At 70.3% G+C, this 23,339-nt stretch carries 29 protein-coding genes; 18 read left to right on the top strand and 11 right to left on the bottom strand.

Going from position 1 to position 23,339, the window contains the following annotated elements:
• Nucleotides 1–11: 11 nt before the first annotated feature.
• Both ACZ5XZ_RS23240 and ACZ5XZ_RS23235 read right to left on the bottom strand, forming a co-directional pair.
• Nucleotides 12–449 (bottom strand): SRPBCC family protein, encoded by a 438-nt coding sequence (locus tag ACZ5XZ_RS23240; RefSeq protein WP_468981003.1) that lies wholly within the window; start codon nt 447–449, stop codon nt 12–14.
• Nucleotides 442–1,950, bottom strand: coding sequence for a coproporphyrinogen-III oxidase family protein (locus ACZ5XZ_RS23235; RefSeq protein WP_468981000.1), 1,509 nt, complete (start codon nt 1,948–1,950; stop codon nt 442–444). The genes ACZ5XZ_RS23240 and ACZ5XZ_RS23235 overlap by 8 nt, the downstream gene beginning before the upstream one ends.
• A 248-nt stretch (nt 1,951–2,198) precedes the next feature.
• On the opposite strand from ACZ5XZ_RS23235, the gene ACZ5XZ_RS23230 reads away from it, so the two are divergent.
• Both ACZ5XZ_RS23230 and ACZ5XZ_RS23225 read left to right on the top strand, forming a co-directional pair.
• Nucleotides 2,199–2,981, top strand: coding sequence for an SDR family NAD(P)-dependent oxidoreductase (locus ACZ5XZ_RS23230; protein WP_468980998.1), 783 nt, complete (start codon nt 2,199–2,201; stop codon nt 2,979–2,981).
• 176 nt (nt 2,982–3,157) lie between these two features.
• Nucleotides 3,158–3,823: an AfsR/SARP family transcriptional regulator gene (locus ACZ5XZ_RS23225; protein WP_468980996.1), complete on the top strand. Its 666-nt coding sequence runs from the start codon at nt 3,158–3,160 to the stop codon at nt 3,821–3,823.
• 67 nt (nt 3,824–3,890) lie between these two features.
• Here the strand turns inward: ACZ5XZ_RS23225 and ACZ5XZ_RS23220 are convergent, their stop codons facing one another.
• The gene (locus ACZ5XZ_RS23220) at nt 3,891–4,868 is read right to left on the bottom strand and encodes a helix-turn-helix transcriptional regulator (RefSeq protein ID WP_468980994.1); all 978 of its coding nucleotides are present in this window, start codon (nt 4,866–4,868) and stop codon (nt 3,891–3,893) included.
• Between the two features lie 104 nt (nt 4,869–4,972).
• Between ACZ5XZ_RS23220 and ACZ5XZ_RS23215 the strand changes: the two genes are divergently transcribed.
• Together ACZ5XZ_RS23215 and ACZ5XZ_RS23210 are read left to right on the top strand one after the other, a co-directional pair.
• A complete protein-coding gene (locus tag ACZ5XZ_RS23215; protein ID WP_468980991.1) occupies nt 4,973–5,548 on the top strand; it encodes a TIGR03086 family metal-binding protein in 576 nt (191 codons plus the stop codon).
• 37 nt (nt 5,549–5,585) lie between these two features.
• Nucleotides 5,586–6,578 carry a DNA-3-methyladenine glycosylase family protein gene (locus ACZ5XZ_RS23210; RefSeq protein WP_468980988.1) on the top strand — a complete coding sequence of 331 codons (993 nt, stop codon included), beginning with the start codon at nt 5,586–5,588 and terminating at the stop codon, nt 6,576–6,578.
• 72 nt (nt 6,579–6,650) lie between these two features.
• Here ACZ5XZ_RS23210 and ACZ5XZ_RS23205 read toward each other — a convergent pair whose 3' ends face one another.
• The gene (locus tag ACZ5XZ_RS23205; protein WP_468980985.1) at nt 6,651–6,899 is read right to left on the bottom strand and encodes a hypothetical protein; all 249 of its coding nucleotides are present in this window, start codon (nt 6,897–6,899) and stop codon (nt 6,651–6,653) included.
• Between the two features lie 112 nt (nt 6,900–7,011).
• Nucleotides 7,012–7,671, bottom strand: coding sequence for an NADPH-dependent FMN reductase (locus ACZ5XZ_RS23200; protein WP_468980983.1), 660 nt, complete (start codon nt 7,669–7,671; stop codon nt 7,012–7,014).
• Nucleotides 7,672–7,863: 192 nt separating this feature from the next.
• Here ACZ5XZ_RS23200 and ACZ5XZ_RS23195 point away from each other — a divergent pair, with 192 nt between their 5' ends.
• Nucleotides 7,864–8,853 (top strand): ornithine cyclodeaminase family protein, encoded by a 990-nt coding sequence (locus ACZ5XZ_RS23195; RefSeq protein ID WP_468980980.1) that lies wholly within the window; start codon nt 7,864–7,866, stop codon nt 8,851–8,853.
• A gap of 166 nt (nt 8,854–9,019) precedes the next feature.
• Entirely contained in the window at nt 9,020–9,685 is a 666-nt protein-coding gene (locus ACZ5XZ_RS23190) for a maltokinase N-terminal cap-like domain-containing protein (protein WP_468980977.1), read from the top strand.
• A gap of 59 nt (nt 9,686–9,744) precedes the next feature.
• Here the strand turns inward: ACZ5XZ_RS23190 and ACZ5XZ_RS23185 are convergent, their stop codons facing one another.
• Nucleotides 9,745–10,047, bottom strand: coding sequence for a hypothetical protein (locus tag ACZ5XZ_RS23185; RefSeq protein ID WP_468980975.1), 303 nt, complete (start codon nt 10,045–10,047; stop codon nt 9,745–9,747).
• 32 nt (nt 10,048–10,079) lie between these two features.
• On the opposite strand from ACZ5XZ_RS23185, the gene ACZ5XZ_RS23180 reads away from it, so the two are divergent.
• Both ACZ5XZ_RS23180 and ACZ5XZ_RS23175 read left to right on the top strand, forming a co-directional pair.
• Nucleotides 10,080–10,226 (top strand): hypothetical protein, encoded by a 147-nt coding sequence (locus ACZ5XZ_RS23180; RefSeq protein ID WP_468980973.1) that lies wholly within the window; start codon nt 10,080–10,082, stop codon nt 10,224–10,226.
• A gap of 23 nt (nt 10,227–10,249) precedes the next feature.
• On the top strand, nt 10,250–11,038 hold the full coding sequence (locus ACZ5XZ_RS23175; RefSeq protein WP_468980972.1) for a class I SAM-dependent methyltransferase: 789 nt from the start codon (nt 10,250–10,252) through the stop codon (nt 11,036–11,038).
• Between the two features lie 43 nt (nt 11,039–11,081).
• Here the strand turns inward: ACZ5XZ_RS23175 and ACZ5XZ_RS23170 are convergent, their stop codons facing one another.
• On the bottom strand, nt 11,082–11,510 hold the full coding sequence (locus ACZ5XZ_RS23170) for a hypothetical protein (RefSeq protein ID WP_468980970.1): 429 nt from the start codon (nt 11,508–11,510) through the stop codon (nt 11,082–11,084).
• Nucleotides 11,511–12,282: 772 nt separating this feature from the next.
• On the opposite strand from ACZ5XZ_RS23170, the gene tgmA reads away from it, so the two are divergent.
• The 7 genes from tgmA to ACZ5XZ_RS23135 all read left to right on the top strand — a co-directional run bounded on the left by tgmA (nt 12,283) and on the right by ACZ5XZ_RS23135 (nt 17,887).
• Nucleotides 12,283–12,474: a putative ATP-grasp-modified RiPP gene (gene tgmA, locus ACZ5XZ_RS23165; RefSeq protein ID WP_384441964.1), complete on the top strand. Its 192-nt coding sequence runs from the start codon at nt 12,283–12,285 to the stop codon at nt 12,472–12,474.
• Between the two features lie 6 nt (nt 12,475–12,480).
• Nucleotides 12,481–13,410, top strand: a complete 930-nt coding sequence (gene tgmB / locus ACZ5XZ_RS23160; RefSeq protein ID WP_468980967.1) for an ATP-grasp ribosomal peptide maturase — start codon at nt 12,481–12,483, stop codon at nt 13,408–13,410.
• Nucleotides 13,411–13,497: 87 nt separating this feature from the next.
• Nucleotides 13,498–14,241, top strand: a complete 744-nt coding sequence (locus ACZ5XZ_RS23155) for a Clp protease N-terminal domain-containing protein (RefSeq protein WP_468980965.1) — start codon at nt 13,498–13,500, stop codon at nt 14,239–14,241.
• Nucleotides 14,242–14,547: 306 nt separating this feature from the next.
• Nucleotides 14,548–15,288, top strand: a complete 741-nt coding sequence (locus ACZ5XZ_RS23150) for a hypothetical protein (protein ID WP_468981260.1) — start codon at nt 14,548–14,550, stop codon at nt 15,286–15,288.
• Complete coding sequence (locus tag ACZ5XZ_RS23145) at nt 15,285–15,968, top strand: DUF4166 domain-containing protein (protein WP_468980964.1); 684 nt, start codon at nt 15,285–15,287, stop codon at nt 15,966–15,968. The genes ACZ5XZ_RS23150 and ACZ5XZ_RS23145 overlap by 4 nt, the downstream gene beginning before the upstream one ends.
• Complete coding sequence (locus tag ACZ5XZ_RS23140; RefSeq protein WP_468980963.1) at nt 15,965–16,669, top strand: TetR/AcrR family transcriptional regulator; 705 nt, start codon at nt 15,965–15,967, stop codon at nt 16,667–16,669. The genes ACZ5XZ_RS23145 and ACZ5XZ_RS23140 overlap by 4 nt, the downstream gene beginning before the upstream one ends.
• A 219-nt stretch (nt 16,670–16,888) precedes the next feature.
• Nucleotides 16,889–17,887, top strand: a complete 999-nt coding sequence (locus tag ACZ5XZ_RS23135) for an LppY/LpqO family protein (protein WP_468980961.1) — start codon at nt 16,889–16,891, stop codon at nt 17,885–17,887.
• A gap of 155 nt (nt 17,888–18,042) precedes the next feature.
• Here the strand turns inward: ACZ5XZ_RS23135 and ACZ5XZ_RS23130 are convergent, their stop codons facing one another.
• Nucleotides 18,043–18,423: a VOC family protein gene (locus tag ACZ5XZ_RS23130; protein ID WP_468980959.1), complete on the bottom strand. Its 381-nt coding sequence runs from the start codon at nt 18,421–18,423 to the stop codon at nt 18,043–18,045.
• Between the two features lie 189 nt (nt 18,424–18,612).
• Nucleotides 18,613–19,407: an NAD(P)H-dependent oxidoreductase gene (locus ACZ5XZ_RS23125; protein ID WP_468980956.1), complete on the bottom strand. Its 795-nt coding sequence runs from the start codon at nt 19,405–19,407 to the stop codon at nt 18,613–18,615.
• Between the two features lie 114 nt (nt 19,408–19,521).
• Here ACZ5XZ_RS23125 and ACZ5XZ_RS23120 point away from each other — a divergent pair, with 114 nt between their 5' ends.
• Nucleotides 19,522–20,505, top strand: coding sequence for a helix-turn-helix transcriptional regulator (locus tag ACZ5XZ_RS23120; RefSeq protein WP_468980954.1), 984 nt, complete (start codon nt 19,522–19,524; stop codon nt 20,503–20,505).
• A 330-nt stretch (nt 20,506–20,835) separates the two neighbouring features.
• Entirely contained in the window at nt 20,836–21,657 is an 822-nt protein-coding gene (locus ACZ5XZ_RS23115) for an alpha/beta fold hydrolase (RefSeq protein ID WP_468980953.1), read from the top strand.
• 10 nt (nt 21,658–21,667) lie between these two features.
• Here the strand turns inward: ACZ5XZ_RS23115 and ACZ5XZ_RS23110 are convergent, their stop codons facing one another.
• Nucleotides 21,668–22,135 (bottom strand): hypothetical protein, encoded by a 468-nt coding sequence (locus ACZ5XZ_RS23110; protein ID WP_468980950.1) that lies wholly within the window; start codon nt 22,133–22,135, stop codon nt 21,668–21,670.
• Between the two features lie 48 nt (nt 22,136–22,183).
• Nucleotides 22,184–22,753 carry a hypothetical protein gene (locus ACZ5XZ_RS23105; RefSeq protein ID WP_468980948.1) on the bottom strand — a complete coding sequence of 190 codons (570 nt, stop codon included), beginning with the start codon at nt 22,751–22,753 and terminating at the stop codon, nt 22,184–22,186.
• Nucleotides 22,754–22,817: 64 nt separating this feature from the next.
• Here ACZ5XZ_RS23105 and ACZ5XZ_RS23100 point away from each other — a divergent pair, with 64 nt between their 5' ends.
• Nucleotides 22,818–23,210 (top strand): helix-turn-helix domain-containing protein, encoded by a 393-nt coding sequence (locus ACZ5XZ_RS23100; RefSeq protein WP_468980946.1) that lies wholly within the window; start codon nt 22,818–22,820, stop codon nt 23,208–23,210.
• Nucleotides 23,211–23,339 lie beyond the last annotated feature (129 nt).

The raw sequence follows: 23,339 nt of genomic DNA, 5'->3' as shown, positions 1-23,339 counted from the left end.
CCGCCCGGCCCTCAGTCGCTGCCGACGAGGTCGGCGAGGTTGACCAGCGACCGCGCCAGCCCGCTCTGCAGATGCGGCCAGACGTCCCGGGCGAAGGCCGGCACGGTGTGGTCGGCGATGTCCGCGACGAGTTCGTGGGTCACCTTGATCCGGGAGCCGAGCGGCTCCATGCGGTGGTGGGTGACGAGCGTGCCGAACGGCAGCACGGCCTCGTCGCTGAACTCCTCGCCCTGGGTGACGGAGGTGAGGGTGACCGTCAGCGGCTGCCCTCCCTGCGGGGTGAGGGTGTAGCTGTTGCCGGCCTTGAAGTTGCCGTGCAGCTGGGTGCTGTCGATGCCGTCGTCCCAGGACTTCCAGGCGTTGACGTCCACCCACACCGCCCAGATGTCGTGCACCAGCGCATGGACGGTGACGGTCGCCTGCGCGACGAACCGCTGGGTCTCAGTCACGGCCGTCCGCCTCCCGCCGGGTGGTGGACGCCGCCGTCACGGCCGCCGGGGCCGCCTCCTCGCCGGGCGGCGGGAAGAAGGTCACGTCCTTGTCGCCGAGCCAGTACTCGCGGGCGTGCGCGCCGACCTCGACCATCACGCCGTTGAGCGACCAGTTCGGTTCGGTCAGCGACCGCGAGTCGTTCCAGAACGCCGGATTGAAGAATTCGAGGATGACGTTCGTGTGCCAGATCAGCCCCTGTCGCGTCAACCGCATCCGGTCCTCGGCGAGTTCGACCAGGCCCTTGCGCTCCAGCCGTTCCAGTTCGTCGGCGAAGTCCTCGCGGAAGTCGCTGCCGAACTTGCTCCGGTAGAAGGCGTACTCGATCTCGTAGTACAGCAGGGCGAAGACCACGTACCGCTCGCGCTGGACACGCGGGGAGAGTTCGTCGGTGACCGTGCTGATGAGGAAGTCGCCGCTCTCGACGGTCTCGACGTACTTCTCGACGTCCGTCTCGGTGCCCAGCCGGTATCCGTCGAAGTAGCTGTAGGAGCCGGGGCCGACGGCCAGGGTGTCGATGTACACCTTCCAGTTCCAGTGGTTGTACATGTTCTCGTAGCCCGGCTTGCAGAAATGGTCGACCATGTACATCGAGTAGCCCATTTCCTCGGCTATACCGATGGCCTCCCGGTACATCGCCTTCACCATCGGGCCCTCGGGGTCCGCCGGCCGATCCACCTTGCCCTTGGTGATCAGCTTCGCCTGGATGGTGTCCTGGTGGATCCGGTAGAGGTAGATCGTGAAGTGCGGGACGTCCAGGGTGGACAGCGTCTGCAGGTCACGCCGCCAGATGTCGAGCGTGTGCCCCGGCATGTTGTACATCAGGTCCAGCTGGATGTTGCGGAATCCGCGCGCCTGGAACTCCTTGATGACCCGGGCGCTGTCCTCCGCGGCGTGCGGAGAGCCGATCACCCCGAGCAGTTCCGGCTGGAAGGACTGGACACCCAGGCTGAGCCGGTTGATCTTCGACCCCGCGACGTAGTCGATCTTCTCCTCGTCGAAGTCGCGGGCGTTGCCCTCCAGCGTGAACTCGCAGTCGTCCGCGACCTGGAACGTCTCGAAGACGGTGTCGACCAGCCGCCGCAGATTCCCGGTGCGCAGAATGCTGCCGGTGCCGCCGCCGATGAAGATGTTGCGGATCAGACCGGTCGCGAACTTCGGATAGGCACCCCACCGCTTGAGGTCGGTGATCAGGGCCTCGATGTAGCGCTCCTCGCGGCCGTTGGGGTCCTTCTCCGACAACAGGCTCGCGAAGTACGGGCAGGACTTGCAGCGCGTACGGCAGAACGGGATGCCGATGTACAGCACGAAGTCGCCGCCCTGCTGCCGCATGTCGATATGCGACTCCAGCCATTCCCGGCCGCCGGTGGTCCGGTGCATGCCCGGCGGGTACAGGATGAAGGGCAGATAGCACTTGTTCGGATACGGGTCGCCCGCCGTCTCGTCTGCCGGCTCGGTCATGGATCTCCCCTCTCGCGCCGCACGATGCGATCGCCGCGCCACGATCGCCCACCCCGCTCGAAGGGCGCTCACCTGCGCGGTGGAGGCCCGCGGCGGCGCCCCGGGCCGTGCCTCGCTCCCCTTTCGACGGCCTTGCGACCGGTCTTCGAGCGACCTTCCAGAGCCCTGCGAGGGAGCCTCCAGCGCCATGTGGTCTCTCTGGTGCCGACGAAGTCAGGTACGGACATCGCGGAAGGGATGGGACAACCATGAGCGCACAGCACCGCGTGGCACTGGTGACCGGAGCGACCAGCGGCATAGGGCTGGAGATCGCCCGGGCTCTCGCCGAGGACGGCGCCCGGGTCTTCCTCTGCTCGCGCCGCCCCGAAGCCGTGGCCGCCACGGTCAAGGAGCTCCAGGATTGCGGTTTCGACGTCGACGGCACCGCCTGCGACGTGACCTCGGCCGCCGAGGCCGACCGGCTGGTACGCGCCTGCGTGGACCGCTACGGTCCCGTGGAGATCCTCGTCAACAACGCCGGACGGCCCGGTGGCGGCGCTACGGCGGAAGTAGCCGACGACCTCTGGTACGACGTCGTCAACACCAATCTCAACAGCGTATTTCTCGTCACCAAACGCGTACTCACCCTTGGTGGAATGGCTGAGGCGGCATACGGACGCATCATCAACATCGCCTCCACCGGCGGTAAACAAGGGGTCGTGCACGCGGCCCCCTACTCGGCATCGAAGCACGGTGTCGTGGGCTTCACCAAGGCACTGGGGCTGGAGCTCGCCAGGACGCCGGTCACCGTCAACGCGGTCTGCCCCGGATTCGTGGAAACGCCCATGGCGGAACGGGTGCGGGAACACTACGCCGGGGTCTGGGGCGTGGACGAGTCGGAGGTGCATCAGCGCATCACCGGGCGGGTGCCGATCGGACGCTATGTCGAGCCGTCCGAAGTGGCCGCGATGGTGCGGTACCTGGTCGCGCCGGGCGCCGGCGCGGTCACCGCACAGGCCCTCAACGTCTGCGGGGGGCTGGGAAATTACTGAATCTTGAGCCGGAAAAACCGACCGCCGGGGTTAGGCTCCGGCGGACGGTCGAAGAACGTCGCTGAGACCAGACAGCATGGAAGCGGGGGGCCGCTGTGCAGTTCAAGGTGTTCGGACAGGTGGAGATATCTCATGAAGCCCAGTCATTGATCGTGGGGAGGTCAAAGGTTGGGCAGATGCTTTCTCTCCTGCTGGCCAGGAACAACGAGACCGTGAGCGTCGACACGCTCATCGCGGAATTGTGGGGAGAGCGTGTTCCGCGGAGCGCTCTCACCACACTCCAGACGTACGTCTACCACGCCCGAAAAACACTGGCGACGGGCCTGCGGCTGCAAAACACCGAAAGGATATTGGTCACCCGGCCCTCCGGATATCTCATAGCGGTCGACGACAGCGCCCTGGACGCCTCCATGTTCGAGTGCCTGGTCGCGCAGGGCAGCGGATTCCTCGGCAGCGGGGACGTCGAATCGGCGGCCACCCGCATCACCGAGGCGCTCCGGCTCTCCCGCGGCCCGGCGTTCGCGGGCATGCCCATCGGCAAGGTCCTCGACGCACACGTCACCTACCTGCAGGAGCTGCGCCTCAACGCGGTCGGCATCCGCATCGAGGCCCAGCAGCGCCTGGGCCGGCACCGCGAACTGGTGCCCGAGCTGCGCACGCTGGTGTCGGAGAACCCGCTCAACGAGGGCTTCCACGCCCAGCTCATCGGCACCCTGCACCACTGCGGACGCCGGGCCGAGGCCCTGCAGGCCTACCAGCGGCTGTGGCGCATCCTCGACGCCGAACTCGGCGTACAGCCCTCACCGGAGGTGCAGGACCTCTACCAGAAACTGCTGGTCTGAAGCGGCCGCCCGGCCACCGGCGGTGACCTCCCGGCGCGTGGACCGCGCGCCGGGCCCGCTGCGCGCCTCACCCACTGCCGTCGCCGTCACCCGGCCCGTACAACCGCGTCACCTCCGCCGCCGCGGCCGCCAGTTCCGCACGCGCCGAGGCGGGCGCCAGCACCTCCACATCCGCACCGAAGACCAGCAGCGCACGCGCCGCCCGCACGGCCCGGAAGGCCAGCTCCACATCCGCCCACCCGTCGCCCCGGTCCGTCGGCGGACCGGCGAGATGGGCCGACTGGATCCGCAGGAACATGTCCAGCCGCTCGCTCCGCACCCGGCAGCGCACCCGCACCTCCTCGGGGACCCGCTCCACCCCGTCCCGCAACGCCGTCCAGACCTCCGCCAGTCCCAGCCCCGGGCGCCGGCGGACCGGTTCCTCCTCGACCGTCGCCGCCTGCACCCGGTCCGCCCGGAACAGCCGCGGCCCACCGTCCCGGTCGGCGACGAGATACCAGACCCCGGCCTTGCTCACCAGGCCGTACGGGTCGACGGTGTACTCGCCCGCCTCGGCCTCCCCGCTGCGCCTGTAGCGCAGCCGCAGCCGCCGGTCGGTGAACACCGCGCGCTGCAGCTCGCCCAGCTCCACGTCGGCGGACCGGCCCTGCATCCACCGCACCGGGTCGACCAGGATCCGCTCACTGGTCCGCTCCGCCGCCGGCCGGTGATCCGGGGGCAGCGCCGCCATCACCTTGCGCAACGCGGAGGCGATCGAGCCGCCGAGCCCCAGCGCCTTGTGCGCCCCGTCGGCCGCCAGCACGAACAGCGCCCGGGCCTCGTCGGAGGTCAGGCCCGTCACGTCGGTGCGGTATCCCGGCAGCAGCCGCACCCCGCCGTTGCGCCCCCGCTCGGCCCAGACCGGCACCCCGGCGGCCGAGAGCGCCTCGACGTCCCGGTAGATCGTACGGACCGACACCTCCAGCTGGGCGGCGAGTTCCGTCGCCGGGATGCCGCCGCGGGCCTGCAGCAGCAACAGGATGGACAGCAGCCGGTCGGCTTTCATGCGGCGCAGTCTAAAACCTGACGGGTCCTGTCAGGTATCACCCCGCAGAGTGGTCCTCACCGGCCCGCACCCACCGCGCGGGCCCCGTACGAGAGGCGCTTCCCATGAACGCGTTCGACCCCCGCCCCCAGTTCCTCAACGCCGTCGACCAGCTGGAGAAGCTGGTGAGCGGCCTCGACCCCGCCCACCTCGGCCGGCCGACCCCCTGCGAGGCGTACGACCTGCGGGCGCTGCTGAGCCACACCGTCGGCGCGCTCCACCGGATCGCCTACATCGGCGAGGGCGGGCGCGGCATGGACGTCCCCGCGGCGGCCGGCGAGATCGCGGACACCGACTGGGGCGGCGCGGTCGGCCGGGCCCGGGCCCGCGCCGCCGCCGCCTGGGCGGACGACGACAAGCTCGCCACGGAGTTCGAGGTCCCGTGGGGCGTGGCCGAGGGCCGGATCGCCCTCGGCGGCTATGTGATGGAGACGGTGACCCACACCTGGGACATCGCCCAGGTCATCGCCCCCGAGGCGGAGCTGGACGAGGACCTGGCCCGCATGGCCTTCGCCATCGCCCAGAAGGTCCTGCCGCCCGAGCCGCGCGGCGGCGAGATGCCCTTCGCCGCGGTCCACCCCGTCCCCGAGGACGCCGACATCCACCGCCGCCTGGCCGGGTGGCTCGGCCGCGCGGTCTGACCCCCCCCGGGCCGCCACCGAACGAAGCGAGACCGTGATGACCGACACCCCATCCCTCGGGGCCGGAGCCCTGGCCACCTCCCCTGCGACCACCGACCAGGGGAGTGGCCGGGCGGTGACCGCACCCGACACCGCAGCGGCAGCCGCCGCCACCCGCACCGTCCGGCTGGCGGCCCGGCCCCCCTTCTCCTTCTCCGCCTCCCTCGCCTTCCTCCGCGCGTTCCCCGCCATGACCGGGCAGCAGGGCACCGCGCAGGACACCCTGACGCTCGCCCTGCGCGAGAACGGCACCACCCTGGGCGCCCGCGTGACCGCGGCCCCCGACGAACCGGCCGTCGACTGCGTCCTGACCGCCACCGCCCCCTTCGGCGACGCCACCGCCGAGGCCGCCGCGGACCGGCTCTCCTTCCACCTCGGTCTCGCCGACGACCTCACCGACTTCTACCGCCTCGCCCGCCTCGACCGGCCGTTCTCCCGCGTCGTGGACCGACTGCACGGCTACCACCAGGTCAAGTTCCCCTCACCGCTGGAACTGCTGTGCTGGGCGATCCTCTGCCAACGCGTCCCCATGCCGGTGGCCAGAAAGATGAAGCAGGCCCTGGTCGAAGCGGTCGGCAACCGCATCACCGTCGACGGCGAAACCCGCTGGGCCTTCCCCGACGCCGAACAGCTCGCCGCCCTCGACGAACCCGCCCTCCAGCACCTCATCGGCAACCAGCGCAAGGCCGGCTACCTCTCTCGCGCGACCCGCCAGTGGCTCGACCTGGACGAGGCCTTCCTGCGCACCGGCCCCTACGACGAGGTCCGCGACCAACTCCTGAGCCTGCCCGGCATCGGCCCCTGGTCGGCCACCTTCCTGCTCATCCGGGGCCTCGGCCGCACCGAACACCTCACCCCCGACAAGGAGATGACCCGCGCCGCCCAACGCGTCTACGGCCGCCCCCTCGACGACACCGCCTTCGCCGAACTCACCACCCGCTACGGCCGCCACCAGGGGTACTGGGGCCACTACCTCCGCGTCGGAGGCTGAGGAGAGCCGCTCGGCTGCGGCCTGACCGACAGTCAGCCCGCAGCCGAGCACTCTGCCGCGCACGCGCCATCGTCACAGGCAGAGGATGATGAGACTGCACTCGTCTTCGTGGTTACCGCCGTACGGACTCCTCTGCTCACCGTCCTGGTTCCACTGTCCACCAGCCGGCTTGGACTGATGGGGCTCAGTGGCCTTGGGCTTGGTGGCGGCGTCCGGATCGGGGACCGCGGCCGCGGCCGACGCCGCCCCTGTCGCCAGTGCGATGCCCAGGGCAGCGGTGACAGCAAGCGCCCGCGCAACGGTCCTTTGTGAGCGATTCATCCGTGTAGTGTCCATAAGATCACCATGAACGCCCGCGTGTCTCCCTGCGTCCCGAACGCCGCCGACCGGGTGCACCCCCGAAGGCCGGTCGGCGACGGCGAGTCGGAGCCCGTCAGTCCTCCGCCCGCTGTGTCACCGGCGCCTCCGTGCGGTCGCCCGGGAACTCGTACCACCGGCGCTGCAGGCAGACATAGTGCGTATCGGCCTCGACGAGACGGAGAAAGGCCGTCACCGTCTCGCCGAGGCGCTGCTGCAACCCGGCGTCGGTCAGCTGCCCGTCCTCGGTGAATCCCTTGTGGGCCGCGGCAAGGCTGAACATGTCGGGGTAGACCCGGGTACCGAGGTGCTCCAGCGGCACCCGCAGGGCCCACAGCCCCCGATTGCCGCCCACCAGGGACGGCGAGGCGGACACGAGCAGCGCGTGCTTGGTCTTGAACGGCTGCGGCCGGACCCGCGAAACCCAGTCGATCGCGTTCTTCACCACGCCCGGTACGGAGGCGTTGTACTCGGGGGAGGCGAGCACGAAGGCATCGCACCACTCCAGCCGGTCACGCAGCGCCAGGGCGCCGTCCGGCAGCCCCTGCGCCGACTCCAGGTCACCGTCGTACAGCGGCATGTCGAACTCCCGCATCGCGGCGAGGTCCACGGCGGCACCGGCATCGCTCAGTATCCCCGCGACCAGGGACGCCAGACGGGCATTGGTCGATTCGGCCCGCAGCGCCGCACCGAGGACAAGCAGGCGCAGCGGACCGGGGTGGGCATCCGTGGTCATGGTGGGCACGTCCCTTTCGTCACAGGAGCCGTCTCCCTCAACGCGGCTCGCACAGCCAGTCTGGCGGCGCATCCGCACTCAACCGGTACGCCGCGCCCCGGAGGTCCGTACGGGACTTCCGTACGGGACTACGGTCGACTCCGCGGCCAGGCGATCCGCCGGCCGTACGGCTGCATCAGGAGGTTGAGGCGGATGCTGGTTCTCGGTCGCTCGCAGGTCGAGGCGCTGCTGGACGTGGACACGCTGATCGACGGCCTGGCGTCGGCGATGACGGACCTCAGCGCCGGCCGGGCCTCCTCACCGGACCGCGTCGCCGCGCTGGTGCCCGAACGGGACGGCTTCCTGGCGGCCATGCCGGGACGGGTGCCGTCGGCCGGGGTGCTCATGAGCAAGCTGGTCTCCGTCTTTCCCCACAACGCCGGCACACCTCTGCCGACCCATCAGGCCCTGATCGTCGTCTTCGATCCGGACACCGGCGAGCCCGTGGCGTTGCTCGACGGCACGGCCATCACCGCGGCACGGACCGCCGCCTGCTCCGCTCTCTCGGCGCGGCTGCTCGCCCGCGAGGACGCCTCGGTGCTGGCCGTCCTGGGGACCGGCGCCCAGGCCCGGTCCCACGCCGAGGCCATGTGCAGGGTCCGCCCGATCCGGCAGATCCGCGTAGCGGGCCGCAACGAGACCAAGGCGGCCGCCCTCGCCGAGGAACTCGCCGCCGCACTCCGACTCCCCGTCGAAGCGGCACCCACCTACGCGCAGGCGCTCGACGGCGCGGACATCGCCGCCGCGACCACCCACGCCACCGACCCCGTGATCCGCCGCACTTGGCTGACCCCGGGCGTACATGTGACCTCGGTGGGCTTCAACCCGGCCGGCCGGGAGATCGACGACGCCACGATCGCCGAGGCACTGGTCTGCGTGGAATCGCGACAGGCGGCACTGGCGCCCTTCCCCGCGGGCAGCAGCGATCTGCTGAACCCGATCCGCGACGGCGTCATCACCGAAGCGCACGTACACGCCGAACTCGGCGAACTCCTCAGCGGCAGCAAACCGGGCCGCTCCTCGCGCGACCAGATCACCCTCTACAAGTCCGTCGGCGTGGCGGCGCAGGACGCCGCGGCGGCGGCCCTCGTCGTGACCGCGGCCCGGGAGCAGTCGATCGGGTCCGAGGTGCGGCTGGGGTGAGCCGACGGACCGGCCCTGGGCGCCACCGACAAGGCGGTCCACGACCAGGCACAACACGGCCGAAACCGATCAGAGGATCTTGACCTCCGCAGAACCGCCCGCTCGACGCCGCGCAGATGAAAAGCTGTCGCTGCTCGTATCCACCTCACGGAAGAGAAGCTCCGGCATGGCTGTCATCCACCACACCACCATCAAACCGACCAAGCTGGAGCTGCTCACCTCCTGGCTGCCCACCCGCCCGTGGTACCGCGACGGCGCGGGTGAACCGCAGTTGGCCAAGGCCGGCGGTTTTCGGCTGGACGACCCGGAGGGCGAGGTCGGGATCGAGTTCATAGTGGTCACCGACACCTCCACCCCTCACCCGACCACCTATCTGGTGCCGCTCACCTATCGCGGTGCCCCGCTCGACGGGGCCGAGCACGCCCTCGTCGGCACGATGGAGCACGGAGTCCTGGGGCGGCGTTGGGTCTACGACGGCCTCCACGACCGGGTGCTGACCGCCCAGTTGCTGGCCCTGATCGAGGGCCGGGTCCAGGCCCAGGCCCAGAGCATCAGCGACACCCCGGACCAAGACGTCACCCGCTCCTACGCCATCGAGGACCGCAACCTCACCGACTCCACCACCGCGACCACCGACAACCAGGAGGGCACCGAGCTGACCACGCCGCACGGCGTGACCCTGCACGTGCACCGCACACTGCGACCTGCCCCCGACGACTCGTCACTTCCCCCGCAGGGCGCGCTCGGCCATGTCGCCGGCGCCTGGGACCTGCCGGACGGCACCCGCGCCCAGGGACTGTTCGCCGTCCTGCACCCCAGCCCCCAGGCCTAGGTTCTCTCTCCGGTCGGCATCGCCGCCGACCGCTCGGCCGTCCGCACGGCGCGCGCAGGTCAGTTCACCTCGACGTGGTCGAAGCGCCTGAGCACTTCGGTCAGCACCCGCACGCAGGCTCCGACGCCGGCGTCGGTCAGATCGCCGCCCACCTGGCGCAGCAGCGCACGCTCACGGGCGAGGGCGGCGGTGCTGGCCGCTCTGCCGTCGCCGGTCAGCCGGATCAACGAGGGCCGCTGGTGGGCGGCTGGATCGACGCATGGATGCAGGGCGCGGCCGGCCCGCACCGCTCCCTCGACGACGTCGCCCCGCATGTCGCCCGGCGGCTGCGGAGCATGCTCACCCGCACCGTGGCCAAGCACACCAGCACCGAACCGGGTGCAGCTGGTCCCCCGTGCTCGATACGTGGAAGCGGGCCGCGAAGATCACGATCCCCGTGCTGGCCATCAACGGCAGCATCGATTCCGACGACCACCATCTCGCCGACCTGACGAGCCCCTCTCCCACGACGCACAACGCAGCCCGAACCGAGGTCGCCTGACGCACCGACACCCGTACCGGACGATGGATACTGTCGCGGTGTTCTCAGCTGCCGACGCGGCTGCCCTCTATGACGTGCTGAACCCGTGGAATCCTGCCGTCTGGCCCGGCGACGGCTTCTACGAGGATCTGGTCATGGCCGCGGACGAGGTGCTGGACGTCGGCTGCGGCACCGGCGCCATGCTGCACCGAGCCCGCGAGAAGGGGCACGTGGGACGCCTCGTGGGCGTGGACCCCGATCGTGCCGCGCTGCGCCGGGCCCGGCGCAGCGCTGACATCGAGTGGGTCGAGGGAACCGCGGCCACCGGGCGGTGGAGCGGCGCATTCGACTTGGTGACCATGACTGGCCATGCGTTCCAGTGCCTCGTCACCGACATCGAGGTGCGCACTTCCCTGAGGGCGATCCATGCGGCGCTTCGCGACGGCGGCCGGTTCGCGTTCGAAACCCGCCATCCGCAGGCGCGTGCCTGGGACGACTGGAACCCGTCGAACGCCTCCGATGTCGCCGACGCCGGCGGCCGCGCGCTGCGCGTCTGGCACCATGTCGAATCCGTCGTCGGCGATGTGGTCACCTTCACCGGGTCGACGGCGGAGCCGGGCGGGGCGCTACTCCGCGTCGACCGCACCAGCCTGCGGTTCCTGGAGGTGACGACGCTCAACGCCTTCCTTGCCCGAGCGGGCTTCGAGGCCGAGGCCCAGTACGGCGACTGGGATCGCGGACCCCTCACCGGTACGAGCCGGGAAATCATCACGATCGCCGCTAAGAAGCAGTCCATCCACCGCGTCTCCCGCCCGGCAGGCGACGAGAGGTGACGGACGTCGTCTGCCGGGCGGAAGGGCGTGGGTGCGTGGGCGCCTAGAGGACGGTGACCGTCTCCTGGCGTGCGTAGCTGAACCCGTCCTCGTCGAAGTAGAAGACCGCGACCTTCACCTTGTCGCCCTTGGTGAAGTGCGAACCGACGGCCGGGCGCAGCGAGACCTGCGCCGCGTGGCTGTTGTAGTCGCAGGTGAGCTTGGCGCTCTTGATGGTGCCCGCGGCGATCGACTCGTCGTGGCCGGTCGTGCTGACCTTGGTGGCGTTGGCGACCAACTGGTGGTTCATGCCGGGGTCGCAGGAGTACGTGACGTTCGCCCGGAGGCCCGACTCCTGGAGCGAGACCTTGCCGATGCTCAGGAGATTGGCCTTGGCGACAGCGGACGGCGCGGCGGCCAGCGCACCGGCGCCGACCAGGACGGTGGCTGCCGCGGTTCCGGCCAGGCGACGCCGGAGACGGGATGACTTCATCGAGTTTTCCTTCCCCCCTGTGCGGCCACCTTGGTCTGGTACGGAGGAGATTCTCCGAGTATGCGGTGACTGCGACAGTTGTTCGAAGTTGTGCGTATTGGTTGGCGATCCTACGTCATCCCGCCTGATGGAGGGGCGTATGTGTCGCAGTGGGATGGCATAGGGCACAGGGGGCGGAACGGTGCGGGAGTGGCCCCGGTGTGGACCGGTGCGGACCGGGCCGGGTGTCCGGGACGGCATAGCCGCATGGCCGCCGTACCCACGGCAGTGCTCACAAACCTCGCCCGGCTCATGGGCGGCCGTTCCCGGCGCCTGCTAATGCGTCGTTTTCACGGTGTCCATGCTTCCCCCTGTCGCATTTGGTCAGTTCCGGTCACCCTGTCAATCGGGCGGTCGCACAGTCAATGCCAAGTTCCTTGTGGCGGAGGGGAGTTGGTGGATCAGCGCGCGGGGGTGACGCGCGATCACGGGCCGGTACCCCGGTCCTGGACGAAATGGGCGGGTCAGGCCGGGGAGAGGGCAGGGGGCGGCGGGCTGCCCTGCTGTCCCCGCTGGTCAGGGTGATGCCGTGCGGAGGGAGGCGGTTCAGTGGCGCCCGTCATGCGGCATCTACGTTCTTGGAGTTGTCGCGTCAAGCGGTTCTTCGGATTCGATCGAAACAGGCAACTGTTTGACCGCATGATCGCGTCATCTGTGCAGAGTTGTCTGGTGAAGTCTCCCTGTCTCTGCTTCTTCCCGCGGGGGTGGGTCGTGGGTTTTTTAAGGAGAAGGTATGCGTCCGTTTGCTTTGGGATATGCCCGTCCGGTGGTGAGGTCGGTGGTTGCCGCTCCGTACGTCTATGACGCTGCGCGGCAGCTCAATGTCCTGCCCGACGGGCGTCCGGCCGCCCGCAATCGGGCGGTGCTGCTGGCGACGGGAACCACCGCCTCCACCGCTGGTTCCAAGACGCACTTCGATGATTGAACGGCGATGACTGTCCTGGTTCTTACCTGCGAGGAGGACTTGACGGCGGACATGGTGGTCGCGGCCCTGCACGACCTCGGTGTTCCGCTTGTCCGCCTCGACCCCGCCGATCTGCCGGGCAGGGTCGCCCTGTCGGCGGATTACGGCGACGGTGACTTCCGCGGGTATCTGAAGACGAATGAGCGCATGGTGAGCCTGAGCAGCTTGCGGTCCGTGTGGGTTCGCCGGCCCGGTGCTCCGGGCGCCCGTGCCGAGGAGCAGTCCGCGTGGCTGTCCACCGAGTCCGAGCAGGCGCTGTACGGCATGCTCTTCTGCACCCCGGCGCGTTGGATGAACCACCCTGTCGCGGCCGTGCAGGCGCGCTACAAGCCGTGGCAGCTGCATATCGCCCAGCAGAACGGCTTCAGCGTTCCCGCGACGTTGATCACTTCGTTCCCGTCGGTTGCGCGCCAGTTCGCGGCGAAGCATCAGGACCTGGTGGTGAAGTCGGTTTCGGGGCGGCATCCCGGCGACCCTCCGATGGTGCTGCCCACCACTCGCGTCAGTCCCGATGCGGACTTCTCCGCGGTGGAGGCGGGGCCGACGCTGTTTCAGCAGCACATCCGAAAGCGGGCCGACATCCGGCTGACCTGGGTCGGCGGTCGTATGTTCGCCGCCCGTAAGGAGGCCGACGCCGACGAGGTCGACAGTCGCTTCACGGAGCACGGCACCTGGAAGCCCGCCGAGGTGCCGGATGCCGTTCGCCGGTCGGTGGACTCCTATATGGACGTCGCCCAACTCGCCTACGGTGCCTTCGACTTCGCTGTGGACTGCGACGGGACATGGTGGTTCCTCGAGTGCAACCAGGGCGGCCAGTTCGGGTTTGTGCAGGTGGATACCGATCAGCCCATCGCCCAGGCCATCGCGACCTGGCTGGCCGAGGAACCCGGAGGCTGAGCCCGCTCACTGACGCCCGTCCGGGCTCCACAATCGAGTGTCAACCTCGGGTTGACACCCCTCTGGGTGTCAACCTACGGTTGTCACATGGAGAAACCAACCCAGACCTCCGTTCCCGTCCGCCTCGACGACCTGATCGAGGCGATCAAGAAGGTCCACACGGACGCCCTCGACCAGCTGACCGATGCCGTCATCGCCGCCGATCACCTCGGCGACGTCGCCGACCACCTGATCGGTCACTTCGTGGACCAGGCCCGGCGCTCCGGCGCCAGCTGGACGGACATCGGCAAGAGCATGGGCGTCACCCGCCAGGCCGCGCAGAAGCGGTTCGTGCCCAAGGCTCCCGGTGAGACCGACCTCGACCCCAACCAGGGCTTCGGCCGCTACACGCCGCGTGCCAGGAGCGTCGTGGTGGCCGCGCAGAACGCCGCCCACGCGGCAGGGAACAACGAGATCGGCACCGCGCACCTCGTCCTCGGCCTGCTCAGCGAGCCCGAGGCGCTCGCGGCGCAGGTGATCCGCGCCCAGGACGTCGATCTCGACACCGTCCGGCAGGCGGCCACGGCGGCGCTGCCCGCAGCCGCGGAGAGCATGCCGGCCCTCATCCCCTTCGACGCCGATGCCAAGAAGGCGCTCGAACTCACCTTCCGCGAAGCGCTGCGCCTGGGCCACAACTACATCGGCACCGAGCACATCCTGCTGGCACTCCTCGAGCACGAGAACGGCACGGGCCTGCTCGCCGACGCGGGCATCGACAAGGCCACGACGGAGGCCCGCGTGGTCGCCCTCCTGGCTCAGTTCCTCAAGACGCAGACAGCCGAAGAGTCCTGACGGAAGGACGTCGAGCCGCCGCGCGTCCGGACGGGAGATGGTACGGATCCGATCGCGTCCGGACGGGAGGTGGCACGGCCCCGATTGCGTCCGGCCGGGAGGTGGCAGGGACCCGATCGCGTCCGGACGGGACGACATGGCAGGCCGTCCCGTCCGGACGCACCGCTCCGCCCGTCCGGCACAAACCGCATGACGCCGCGTCACCCCTCCTTGAGCGACTGCTCAAGCACCTGCTAGCTTCACCTTGAGCAGTCGCTCAAAAGACCGTGTGTCAGGAGCGGGTCGATGCGTGAGGACGGGGCGTTCATGAGGCTCTACGTGGAGACGCATATCCGCGCCGACATCGAGACCATCTGGGAGCGGACCCAGCTCCCCGACCACCACGAACGCTGGGACCTGCGCTTCACGGAGATCGACTACCTGCCACGTGCACCCGGCGAACCCCAGCGCTTCCGGTACGCGACCCGGGTGCTGCCCTTCCTGACCGTCGCCGGCACCGGCATCTCCGCCGGGGAGCGCCACCGGAGCAGCGGTGAGCGTGTCTCGGCCCTCCGATTCGCCTCACCCCAGCGCCTCTCGCTCCTCGCCGAGGGCAGCGGCTACTGGAGGTATGTGCCCACCACCGACGGCGTGCGGTTCCTCACCGGCTACGACTACCGGCCGCGTTGGGGCCGCTTCGGTGCCGTCGTCGACCGGACCGTCTTCCGGCCGCTGATGGGCTGGGCGACCGCCTGGTCCTTCGACCGGCTGCGGCTGTGGTGCGAGCGCGGCATCAGCCCGGGCCGGTCACTCGGCTATGCGATCGCCGACCTGGCGGCCCGCGTCCTGGCCGTGGCAACGGCCGTCGTCTGCACGGCGATGGTGTGGGCGGTCCGCCCCTCCTACGTGCCGGCGATGAGTGCCGCCGCGTACCTCACGCTCGCGCTCGCCGCCGTCGCGCTCCTCGCGCCGCCCTCGGCCCGGGCCCCGGCCGCCCGCCGCTGCCGACGCACCCCACCCGCACCCACCGCCGCGCCCGCCCTCCTCACCACCTTGGAGCACGCATGACCTCGATCTTCCAACGTGTCATGGGCGAGCGCGCCTTCAACCGGCTCCACCCCCAACTGCGACGGCGCTTCTCCGTCGGACTCGAAAGCGGCGAGGCCTGCACCGGCCGCGGCGTGATGGACCGGATCTGGCACGGCCCCGCCTTCGTCAGGCCGTTTCTCGCACTCGGCGCCAGCCGCAACATCCTCGTCCCGCGCACCGGCACCCAGGTCCCCTTCACCATCGAGAACGTCCCCTACGCCGACTCCTACGGTCGCGAGACCGTCACCTTCGTCAGAACGTTCGCACTGCCCGGCGGACCACGCCGCTTCGACGCCACCATGGTCCACAGCCCCGAGCGCGACTGCGTCCTGGACTACCTCGGCACCCACCAGCACCTCGCCACCGACCTGCACCCCACGGCCGAACCGGACGGCTCGCTGCTCATCCGCTCCGGTGAACACCGCTTCCGGGAAGGGCCGTTCGACCTCCGCGTCCCGGCGCTGATCGGCGCCGAAGCGGAGGTACGGGAGTCCTTCGACGACTCCACCAGCCGCTTCCACATCCGGGTCCGGGTGGCCAACCGCTACTTCGGCCCACTGTTCGGCTACGAGGGGTCGTTCACCGCCGAATACACCGACGTGGACGCGTGCGGAGTGCGCGCCGGGCTGCGCCCCGTACGCGAGGAGGCGCGCGCATGAGCCCGAACACCAGGTCAGGCACCCCTACCTCCAAGGCGGGCACCCCCACCTCCAAGGCAGCGGACGCCAAGACCCCGGACACCAAGGAGAAGCTGCTGGAGGGCGCGCTTCGCACACTCGCCGAACAGGGCATCGCCAAGACCTCCGCCCGCTCCATCGCGGCGGCGGCCGGCGTCAACCAGGCCCTGGTCTTCTATCACTTCGGCTCGGTCGACGAACTGCTCGCCGCCGCCTGCCGCCACGGCGCCGAACAGCGCGTCGCGCGCTACCGTGCCCGCCTTGCGGAGATCGGCAGCCTCGCGGAACTCCTCGCGTTCGGCCGCGACATGCACATCGAGGAGCGGGCGGCCGGCCAGGTCGCCTTCCTGGGACAGCTGCTGGCAGCCGCCCAGACCCAGCCGCGTCTCGCGCCCGCCACCGCCGCCGGCCTGCAGCTGTGGATCGACGAGATCGAGAAGGTCCTGGCCAGGGTCCTGGACGGCTCGCCGATCGCCGAGTTCACGGACATCCCCGGGCTCGCCCGCGCCGTGGCGGGCTCGTTCGTCGGTCTCGAACTCTATGAAGGCGTCGACGAACACGGTGCGACGCTCGCCCTCGGTGCGCTCGAACAGCTCGCCGTATTGGCCGCCGCCCTCGACGAGCTCGGCCCGCTCGCCCAGCGTGTGGTACGGCACCGCCTGCGCTCGACCACCCGGCCCTGAACGGTGCCGGCCGGACCCGTGTCCCGCCCCGGCTCGGGCCGCGCCGTGGCGTGGCGTCGACCGCGTACGCCCACCGCGCGCCGGCCGAACCGTAGCCGGGGCTGACCGCTTAGCCCATGTGGCTTCACGTTACTTAGCTCATGTGGCCTCAAGCGCTGCGGGGGACGGCCTTGATGCCGGTCCGCCGTGCTTCCATCTCGGCATGGAGGTGCTCAGGTGATGGCTGGAGACCGACAGCAGGACGACTACCCGCACGCGGGTGCGCCGCGGCGGCGCGTGCTGGCCGCGGCCGCCCTGGCTCCGATGCTGGCCGGGGCGACCGCCCCCGCTCGGGCCATGGCTGCCGGGACGGCCGGGGGAAAGAACGGCAGGTTGGTCAAACCGGTTCCCACCGCCGTATCGGGCTGGGAGGGCGTGGCCGACGCGCTGGGCCGACCGGGCGATATGAAGCGCAACCTGATGTACCACACCGCCTTCCCGCGCCGGGACCTCCTCGTACGCTCCCACGGCGTCATCGTCAAACCGGCGCTGGCCCTCGGCTCGCACGTGTCCTTCGTCCGCTACGCCGACAAGAGCACGATGGTGATGGGCGATCTGGTGGTCACCGAGTCCGAACTGCAGCCCTTCATCGACGCCCTGTCCGAGCACGGGATCGGGCTGACCGCGATCCACAAGCACCTGCTCTCCCAGAGCCCCGACATCTGGTGGGTGCACGTGCATGCGCATGGTCACCACGCGGTGTCCATGGCTCGCGGCCTGCGGGCGGCGCTGGACCGCACCAGCACACCGCCCCCGCTGATGTCGGCCCCGTCACAGCCCCTCGACCTGGACACCGCCGCCATCGATGCCACGCTGGGAGCGAAGGGCTCCATCGACGAGGGCATCTACAAGTCCGTCTTCGTCCGCCGGGAGACCGTCACCGACGGCCGCCGGGTACTGCCCCCGGGGTTGGGATCGACCACCGCGTTCAACTTCCAGCCGCTGGGCGGCGGCCACGCCGCGATCAGCGGCGACTGCGCCATGATCGCCAAGGAGGTCCAAGACGTCCTGGCGGCCCTGCGGCGGGCCGGGGCCGAACTCGTCGAGCTGCACAACCACGGCTTGACGGACGAACCCCGCCTCTTCTTCGTCCACTTCTGGCTCGTCGGTAACGGCGTCCGGATCGCCAAGGCCCTGCGCCCCGCGGTGGCGGCGACCAAGGTCGTACCGGCCGGCTGACCCGCGCACGGGCAGCTGCCGCCGCCCGGACGGGGTGGCCCGGCTGCCTGGGCTCTCCGCAGCCGTCCTGGTCGGAAGCCGCACGCTCGTACGCGCGCATCCGCGCACCACCACCCTGGCCCCGCGGCCCCAAGGCTCGGGTCACCCCTCGCGGTTCACCGTGCCGCTGCCCGCTCGGCCGCGCTGCGTTCCACACAGAACTCGTTGCCCTCGGGATCGGCCAGGGTCACCCAGCCCGTCCCGTCCGGCTTGCGGTGATCGCCGACCACGGTCGCGCCCAGGGCGAGGATCCGCTCCACCTCCTCGTCGCGCGAACGGTCTTGCGGCTGCAGATCGACATGCAGCCGGTTCTTCACGGTCTTGGCTTCCGGGACCGTGATGAACAGGAGGTTCGAGCCGGGTGCCGTGACCACCGCCTCGGGGTCGCCGGGGAAGTCGTCGTCGGCGAGGGAGCCGTCCAGGACCGCGGCCCAGAACTGCCCCAAACGGTAGGCGTCAGAGCAGTCGATGGTGAGGTGTCGCACAACAGAGGCCATGCGGCGCACTATCGGCCAGGCGCACGGCGTCTGTCCAGCGCAATTTCCTCAGGGCACCGACCGCGCGCGCGGCCTCGGCGGCGCGGGCACACCGTGCCAGGTCGCAGCCGTCGCACCGGTCGCGCTCTCCGCCGAGTCTCGTACGGCAGGGAGGCAATACGGCCGGAGGGCGGCCAGTGGCTCCGGGCGTCAGGCGGGTGGACGGACGTGGAGGGCGAGTCCGCTCGTCCCCGGCGTCTCCACGTCCGGCAGCAGCCGCATGTCGTGGTCGTAGTCGCCGCCGGCGAGTGAGCGGAACGGGACCGGCTCGTCGGTGAAGAGCCCGTCGAGCCGTCTGCCGTACTCCCGCTTCGCCGCCTCGAACCGTTCCTCCGGCAGGTCGACGGTGCCGTACACGGCGAACGGATCGAGCGGCGTCATGCCCGTGAACCAGAACAGGCCGTGCTGCACCGGGTGGAGAACGTCCGACAGCTGCCCGTGGATGCCCCGGTCGGAGAACGCCGACTCACGGGCGCCGATCGTCACCGACACCAGCGCCCGCCGTCCCCCCAGGGCGCCCTTGCTGTAGGGCGGGGGAACCGCCGGGCCGTGCGCGAACCCATTGGTGAACACCCGGTCGATCCAGCCCTTGAGTACCGCGGGCACGGAGAACCACCACATCGGGAACTGCAGGATCACCGCGTCCGACCAGCGCACCTTCTCCTGCTCGGCCGCGATGTCGGGCGACAGCCGGCCCGCCAGCGTGGCCTGCTCATGGGCGGCCAGCACGTCCAGCCGGTGGTCCGCGCCATGGTCGGGGAAGTCGTCGGCGGCGATCCCCGCCTTCCACTTCATCGCGTAGAGGTCGGACACCCGCACTTCGTGGCCCGCTGCCCGCAGATGCTCGACCGCGAAGGCGGCCAGCGCGGCGTTGAGCGAACGGGGTTCCGGGTGCGCGCTGACGACGAGGATCTTCTTGCGCTGCTGCGGTATTGCTTCGGTCATGCCGCTACGTTCCGCCGGGGGGCGACGGGTAGCCAGCACCCTGGTCAACCGGCGGAACGGTGATCCTGGTACTGCGAGGGCCACGTATACCGAGGGCCACGCATACTTGGGCGCATGGACGGCCTGCACCACATCGAGCGCACAGACGGCATGGACAGCCGCAGCGAAGACGGCACCCGCAACGGCGGGGGAGCCGACCGCATCGAGCGCATCGATCCCCTCGACCGCACCGATCCCCTCGACCACATCGATGGGATCGGTGATTCCCGCAAGGCACTCGGCGGCTTTCTGCGCGCCCGCCGGGGACGCGTCGCGCCGGAGCAGGTCGGTCTCGTCGGCGGCCGTCGCCGGCGGGTGCACGGGCTGCGGCGCGAGGAGCTGGCCCAGCTCGCCGGAATCAGCGTGGACTACTACGTGCGCCTCGAACAGGGTCGGGCCACCCAGCCGTCCCCCGAGGTGCTCGACGCGCTCGCCGGGGCACTCGGCCTCGACACCGCCGAGCGCAGGCACCTCGCCACCCTGGCCGGCGCGCGGCGCGACCCCGCGCCCAGGGCCCGGGTGAGCCCCCTGCTGCAGCGGCTCCTGGACGGCATGGCCCGCTTCCCGGCCTTCGTGACGAACCACTGTCTCGACGTGGTGGCCTGGAACAGCCTGGGCGCCGAATTGATGGGCGGCCTGGCCGCCCCGGCCCGCCGCGACCGGAACAACGCCCGGTACCTCTTCCTCGACCCCGCGGCCCGGACCGTCCACCCCGAGTGGGAGGACCGGGCGAGAGAGGCGGTGGGGCAGCTGCAGGTATCCGCGGGACGTTACCCCGGTGACGCGGAACTGACCGCGCTCATCGCCGAACTGTCCGCACACAGCGCCGAGTTCCGGCGGATCTGGGCCACCGGCGAGGTCGTGATGTGCGCGGCGGGACGCAAGCGGCTGCGGCATCCGGAGGCCGGGCTGCTCACCCTGGACTACGAGACGCTGCATGTGCCGGCCGTGCCGGGCGAGATGGGCCTGGTCGTGCACGTGTTCAGTGCCGAGGAGGACAGCCGGGAGGCGGCTTCCCTCGCCCGACTGGCGATGACCGCACCCCACGGAGGCGGCTGACCCGCGAGCCCTGGACGACCGCCAGGGCTCCTTTCCGCCAGGGCTCCTTTCGGACGGCCCGCCGTCATGCGGTCGGCCCGCTGCCGTGCGCCGACTATCAGGCGATTTGCTCCATTTCTTCCACCTATCCCCTTTCTTTCTCGACTGATCACTTCAGCGGCAACCCCTGCCCAGCACGACGCGAGCCGCCATGGCAAGGGGGCGCAGGTGTGACATCGGGCCGGCGGCGGAAGCCTTGACGGCTACTGACTCGGAAGTAACCATTCCGCTTACGGTTCGGCATTGTCGACCGCAGTTCGGGCAGTGGCTCGATCCGAGAAAGGTCCCACCATGCGTCTGCGCTCCCGCCTCCGGTTTGTCACCGCCGCCACAGCGGCCGTGGCCCTCGGCTTCCTGGGCTTCACCGCCACCGCCCACGCCGATGTCACCGACATCCCTCCGGCGGGCGCCAACGACTGGTCGTGCAAGCCCAGCTCGGCACACCCCGAGCCGGTCGTCCTGGTCAACGGCACGTTCAAGACCATGGCCGAGAACTGGGCCACGCTCTCACCGAACCTCGCCAGCGCCGGCTACTGCGTGTTCGCCTTCAATTACGGGCATGCCGCGACCGACCCCATCCCCGACTCGGCGTCCGAGCTGCGTGACTTCGTGAACGCCGTACTCGGATCGACCGGCGCGAACAAGGTCGACCTCGTCGGCCACAGCCAGGGCGGGATGATGCCGCGCTACTACATCAAGTTCCTCGGCGGCGCGAAGAAGGTGGACGACCTCGTCGGCATCGTGCCGTCCCACCACGGCACCTCGAACCCGTTGGCCCTCGTGGCCGGAGCCACCGTCTGTCCCGCCTGTGTGGACCAGACCACCGGCTCCGACCTGCTCAAGAAGCTCAACGCCGACCCCGAGGCACCCGCAGGCCCCGACTACACGCAGCTCGCCACCAGGTACGACGAGGTCGTGATCCCCTACACCAGCTCGTTCCTGAGCGGTCCGGCAGCCCATGTCACCAACGTCCTCCTCCAGGACAGGTGCCCGCTCGACACGACCGAGCACGACCAGGCCACCAAGGACCCCGTCGTCGCCCAGTGGGTGAAGCACGCCCTGGACCGGCAGGGCCCGGCCGACCCTGGCTTCCAGCCCCACTGCGTCGCCTGAGCGCAGCGGCTCAGACCTTGGGCCGACGCACCCGGCCACCCCGGTCCCCGTTGTGGCGCTGCAGGCCGACGAACAGCGCCCAGAACAAGAGCGCGGCCGTCACCGGACCACCCGCCCAGATGACGAGCCCTGCGCCGATGTTCGCGCCGATGACCCCCGCGGTGAGCACCCGCCAACCCGCGCCGACGATCAGCCCGGCCACGATCAGCGGCAGAAGCACCATCCACCGGACGCGGTCGAAGGCCTCGCTGCGCGAGGCACGCGCCAGCAGCGTCGCGGTGAGGACTGCCAACACCAGAGACATGACGCCGAGGGAAGTCTCCAGGCTCTCGGCGAGGGGCAGCGGCTGGACGGCATGGTCGAGTTCGGACGGCGGGTGGCCGGCTGCGTCCTGCCGCCCCATCAGGCCCCAGGTGGCAACCGGCACGGCCGCCACTAAGACCGCGGAGGCGGCAGTGTGCAGTTTGTGCATTCTCATACGCGCATGGTGTCCGCACCGCGTCGGACGGGTCATGAGTACGCGTACCTAGATGCGTCGTACCTGGGGCGTGCCCGATGGGCCAGGGGGCGTGTCCGATGGGTCAGGGTCGGACAGGCCCTGGACCCGTCGGTCCCCGGTTGGCCCGACCGCGATACCAGGCGTGCCGGAGAGGAGCTCCTGGCCTCCCGGGTACCTCAGATCGACCCGGATCGACCGCTCGAAGAGGAAGTCCACCTCGACGAGCCGGGCGGCCTCTGCCAGCCGCCCCGGCAGCTGCGACGCGAGCAGAGGATCCTTCGGCACACCACAGCGCGTGTAGCGGTCGTCGTACTCCTCGTCCCAGGTAAAGAGGTAGGGGCCCCGGCCCAATGCGACAGCGCAGTGCGTCTCGGGGCACTCCTCGGGGTCGTCATGGCAGACCTGGTCGAACCACTCCGGGTGCCGTGCCCGCGCCTCGGCGGTGGCACCGTTCATGGCCGACTCCCGGGTGTGGGCCGCAGCCGGGACGGGCCCGAAAGCGGACGAGAACATGCCCACCCGGCCGGCCAAGTCCACCGCCCACCAATGGAACTGGAGGCCCCAGCAGGGGTGCACGAAGGGGCTCGATCCTGTCACGGCGCCCAGCCTACGGGGGGCAGACGCGCACCGCGACGGTGGAGAGCTGTGGTGTGATGGCGCGGTGAGCCGCGCCGCAGAAGAGACCAACCGCCGCATGCTCCGGGCGCGGGACGCGATGGACCGGGCCTACGCGCAGCCGCTGGACGTCCCGGCGCTGGCCCGGATCGCCCATGTGTCCCAGGCGCACTTCACGCGCACCTTCCGGGCCACGTTCGGCGAGACGCCGCACCGCTACCTTCAGCGCCGCCGTGTCGAGCGTGCGATGTTCCTGCTGCGGGAGACCGACCGCAGTGTGACGGACATCTGCTTCGACGTCGGCTTCGGCAGCCCGGGAACCTTCAGCCGCACGTTCCGCGACATCGTCGGCCGGTCGCCGCGGGCGTACCGCAAAGAGGCGACGGCCCTGGGTGTGCCGACGTGCTTCACGATGGCGTGGACGCGGCCGAGCGCTTGACCGCCCGCTCGGACCTGACCGCCCGCTCGGACCCCGCAGAGCGTCCTCGACCCCTCGCTGCGCGCCGGCGTGGACCTGCCGCACTACCTGCCGCGAGGGCGTCTGCGGAATGCGCCGAGCGAAGCTGAC

The sequence above is a fragment of the Streptomyces sp. NPDC033270 genome, assembly GCF_055576575.1.
This window is presented reverse-complemented; position numbering and strand designations above follow the sequence as displayed.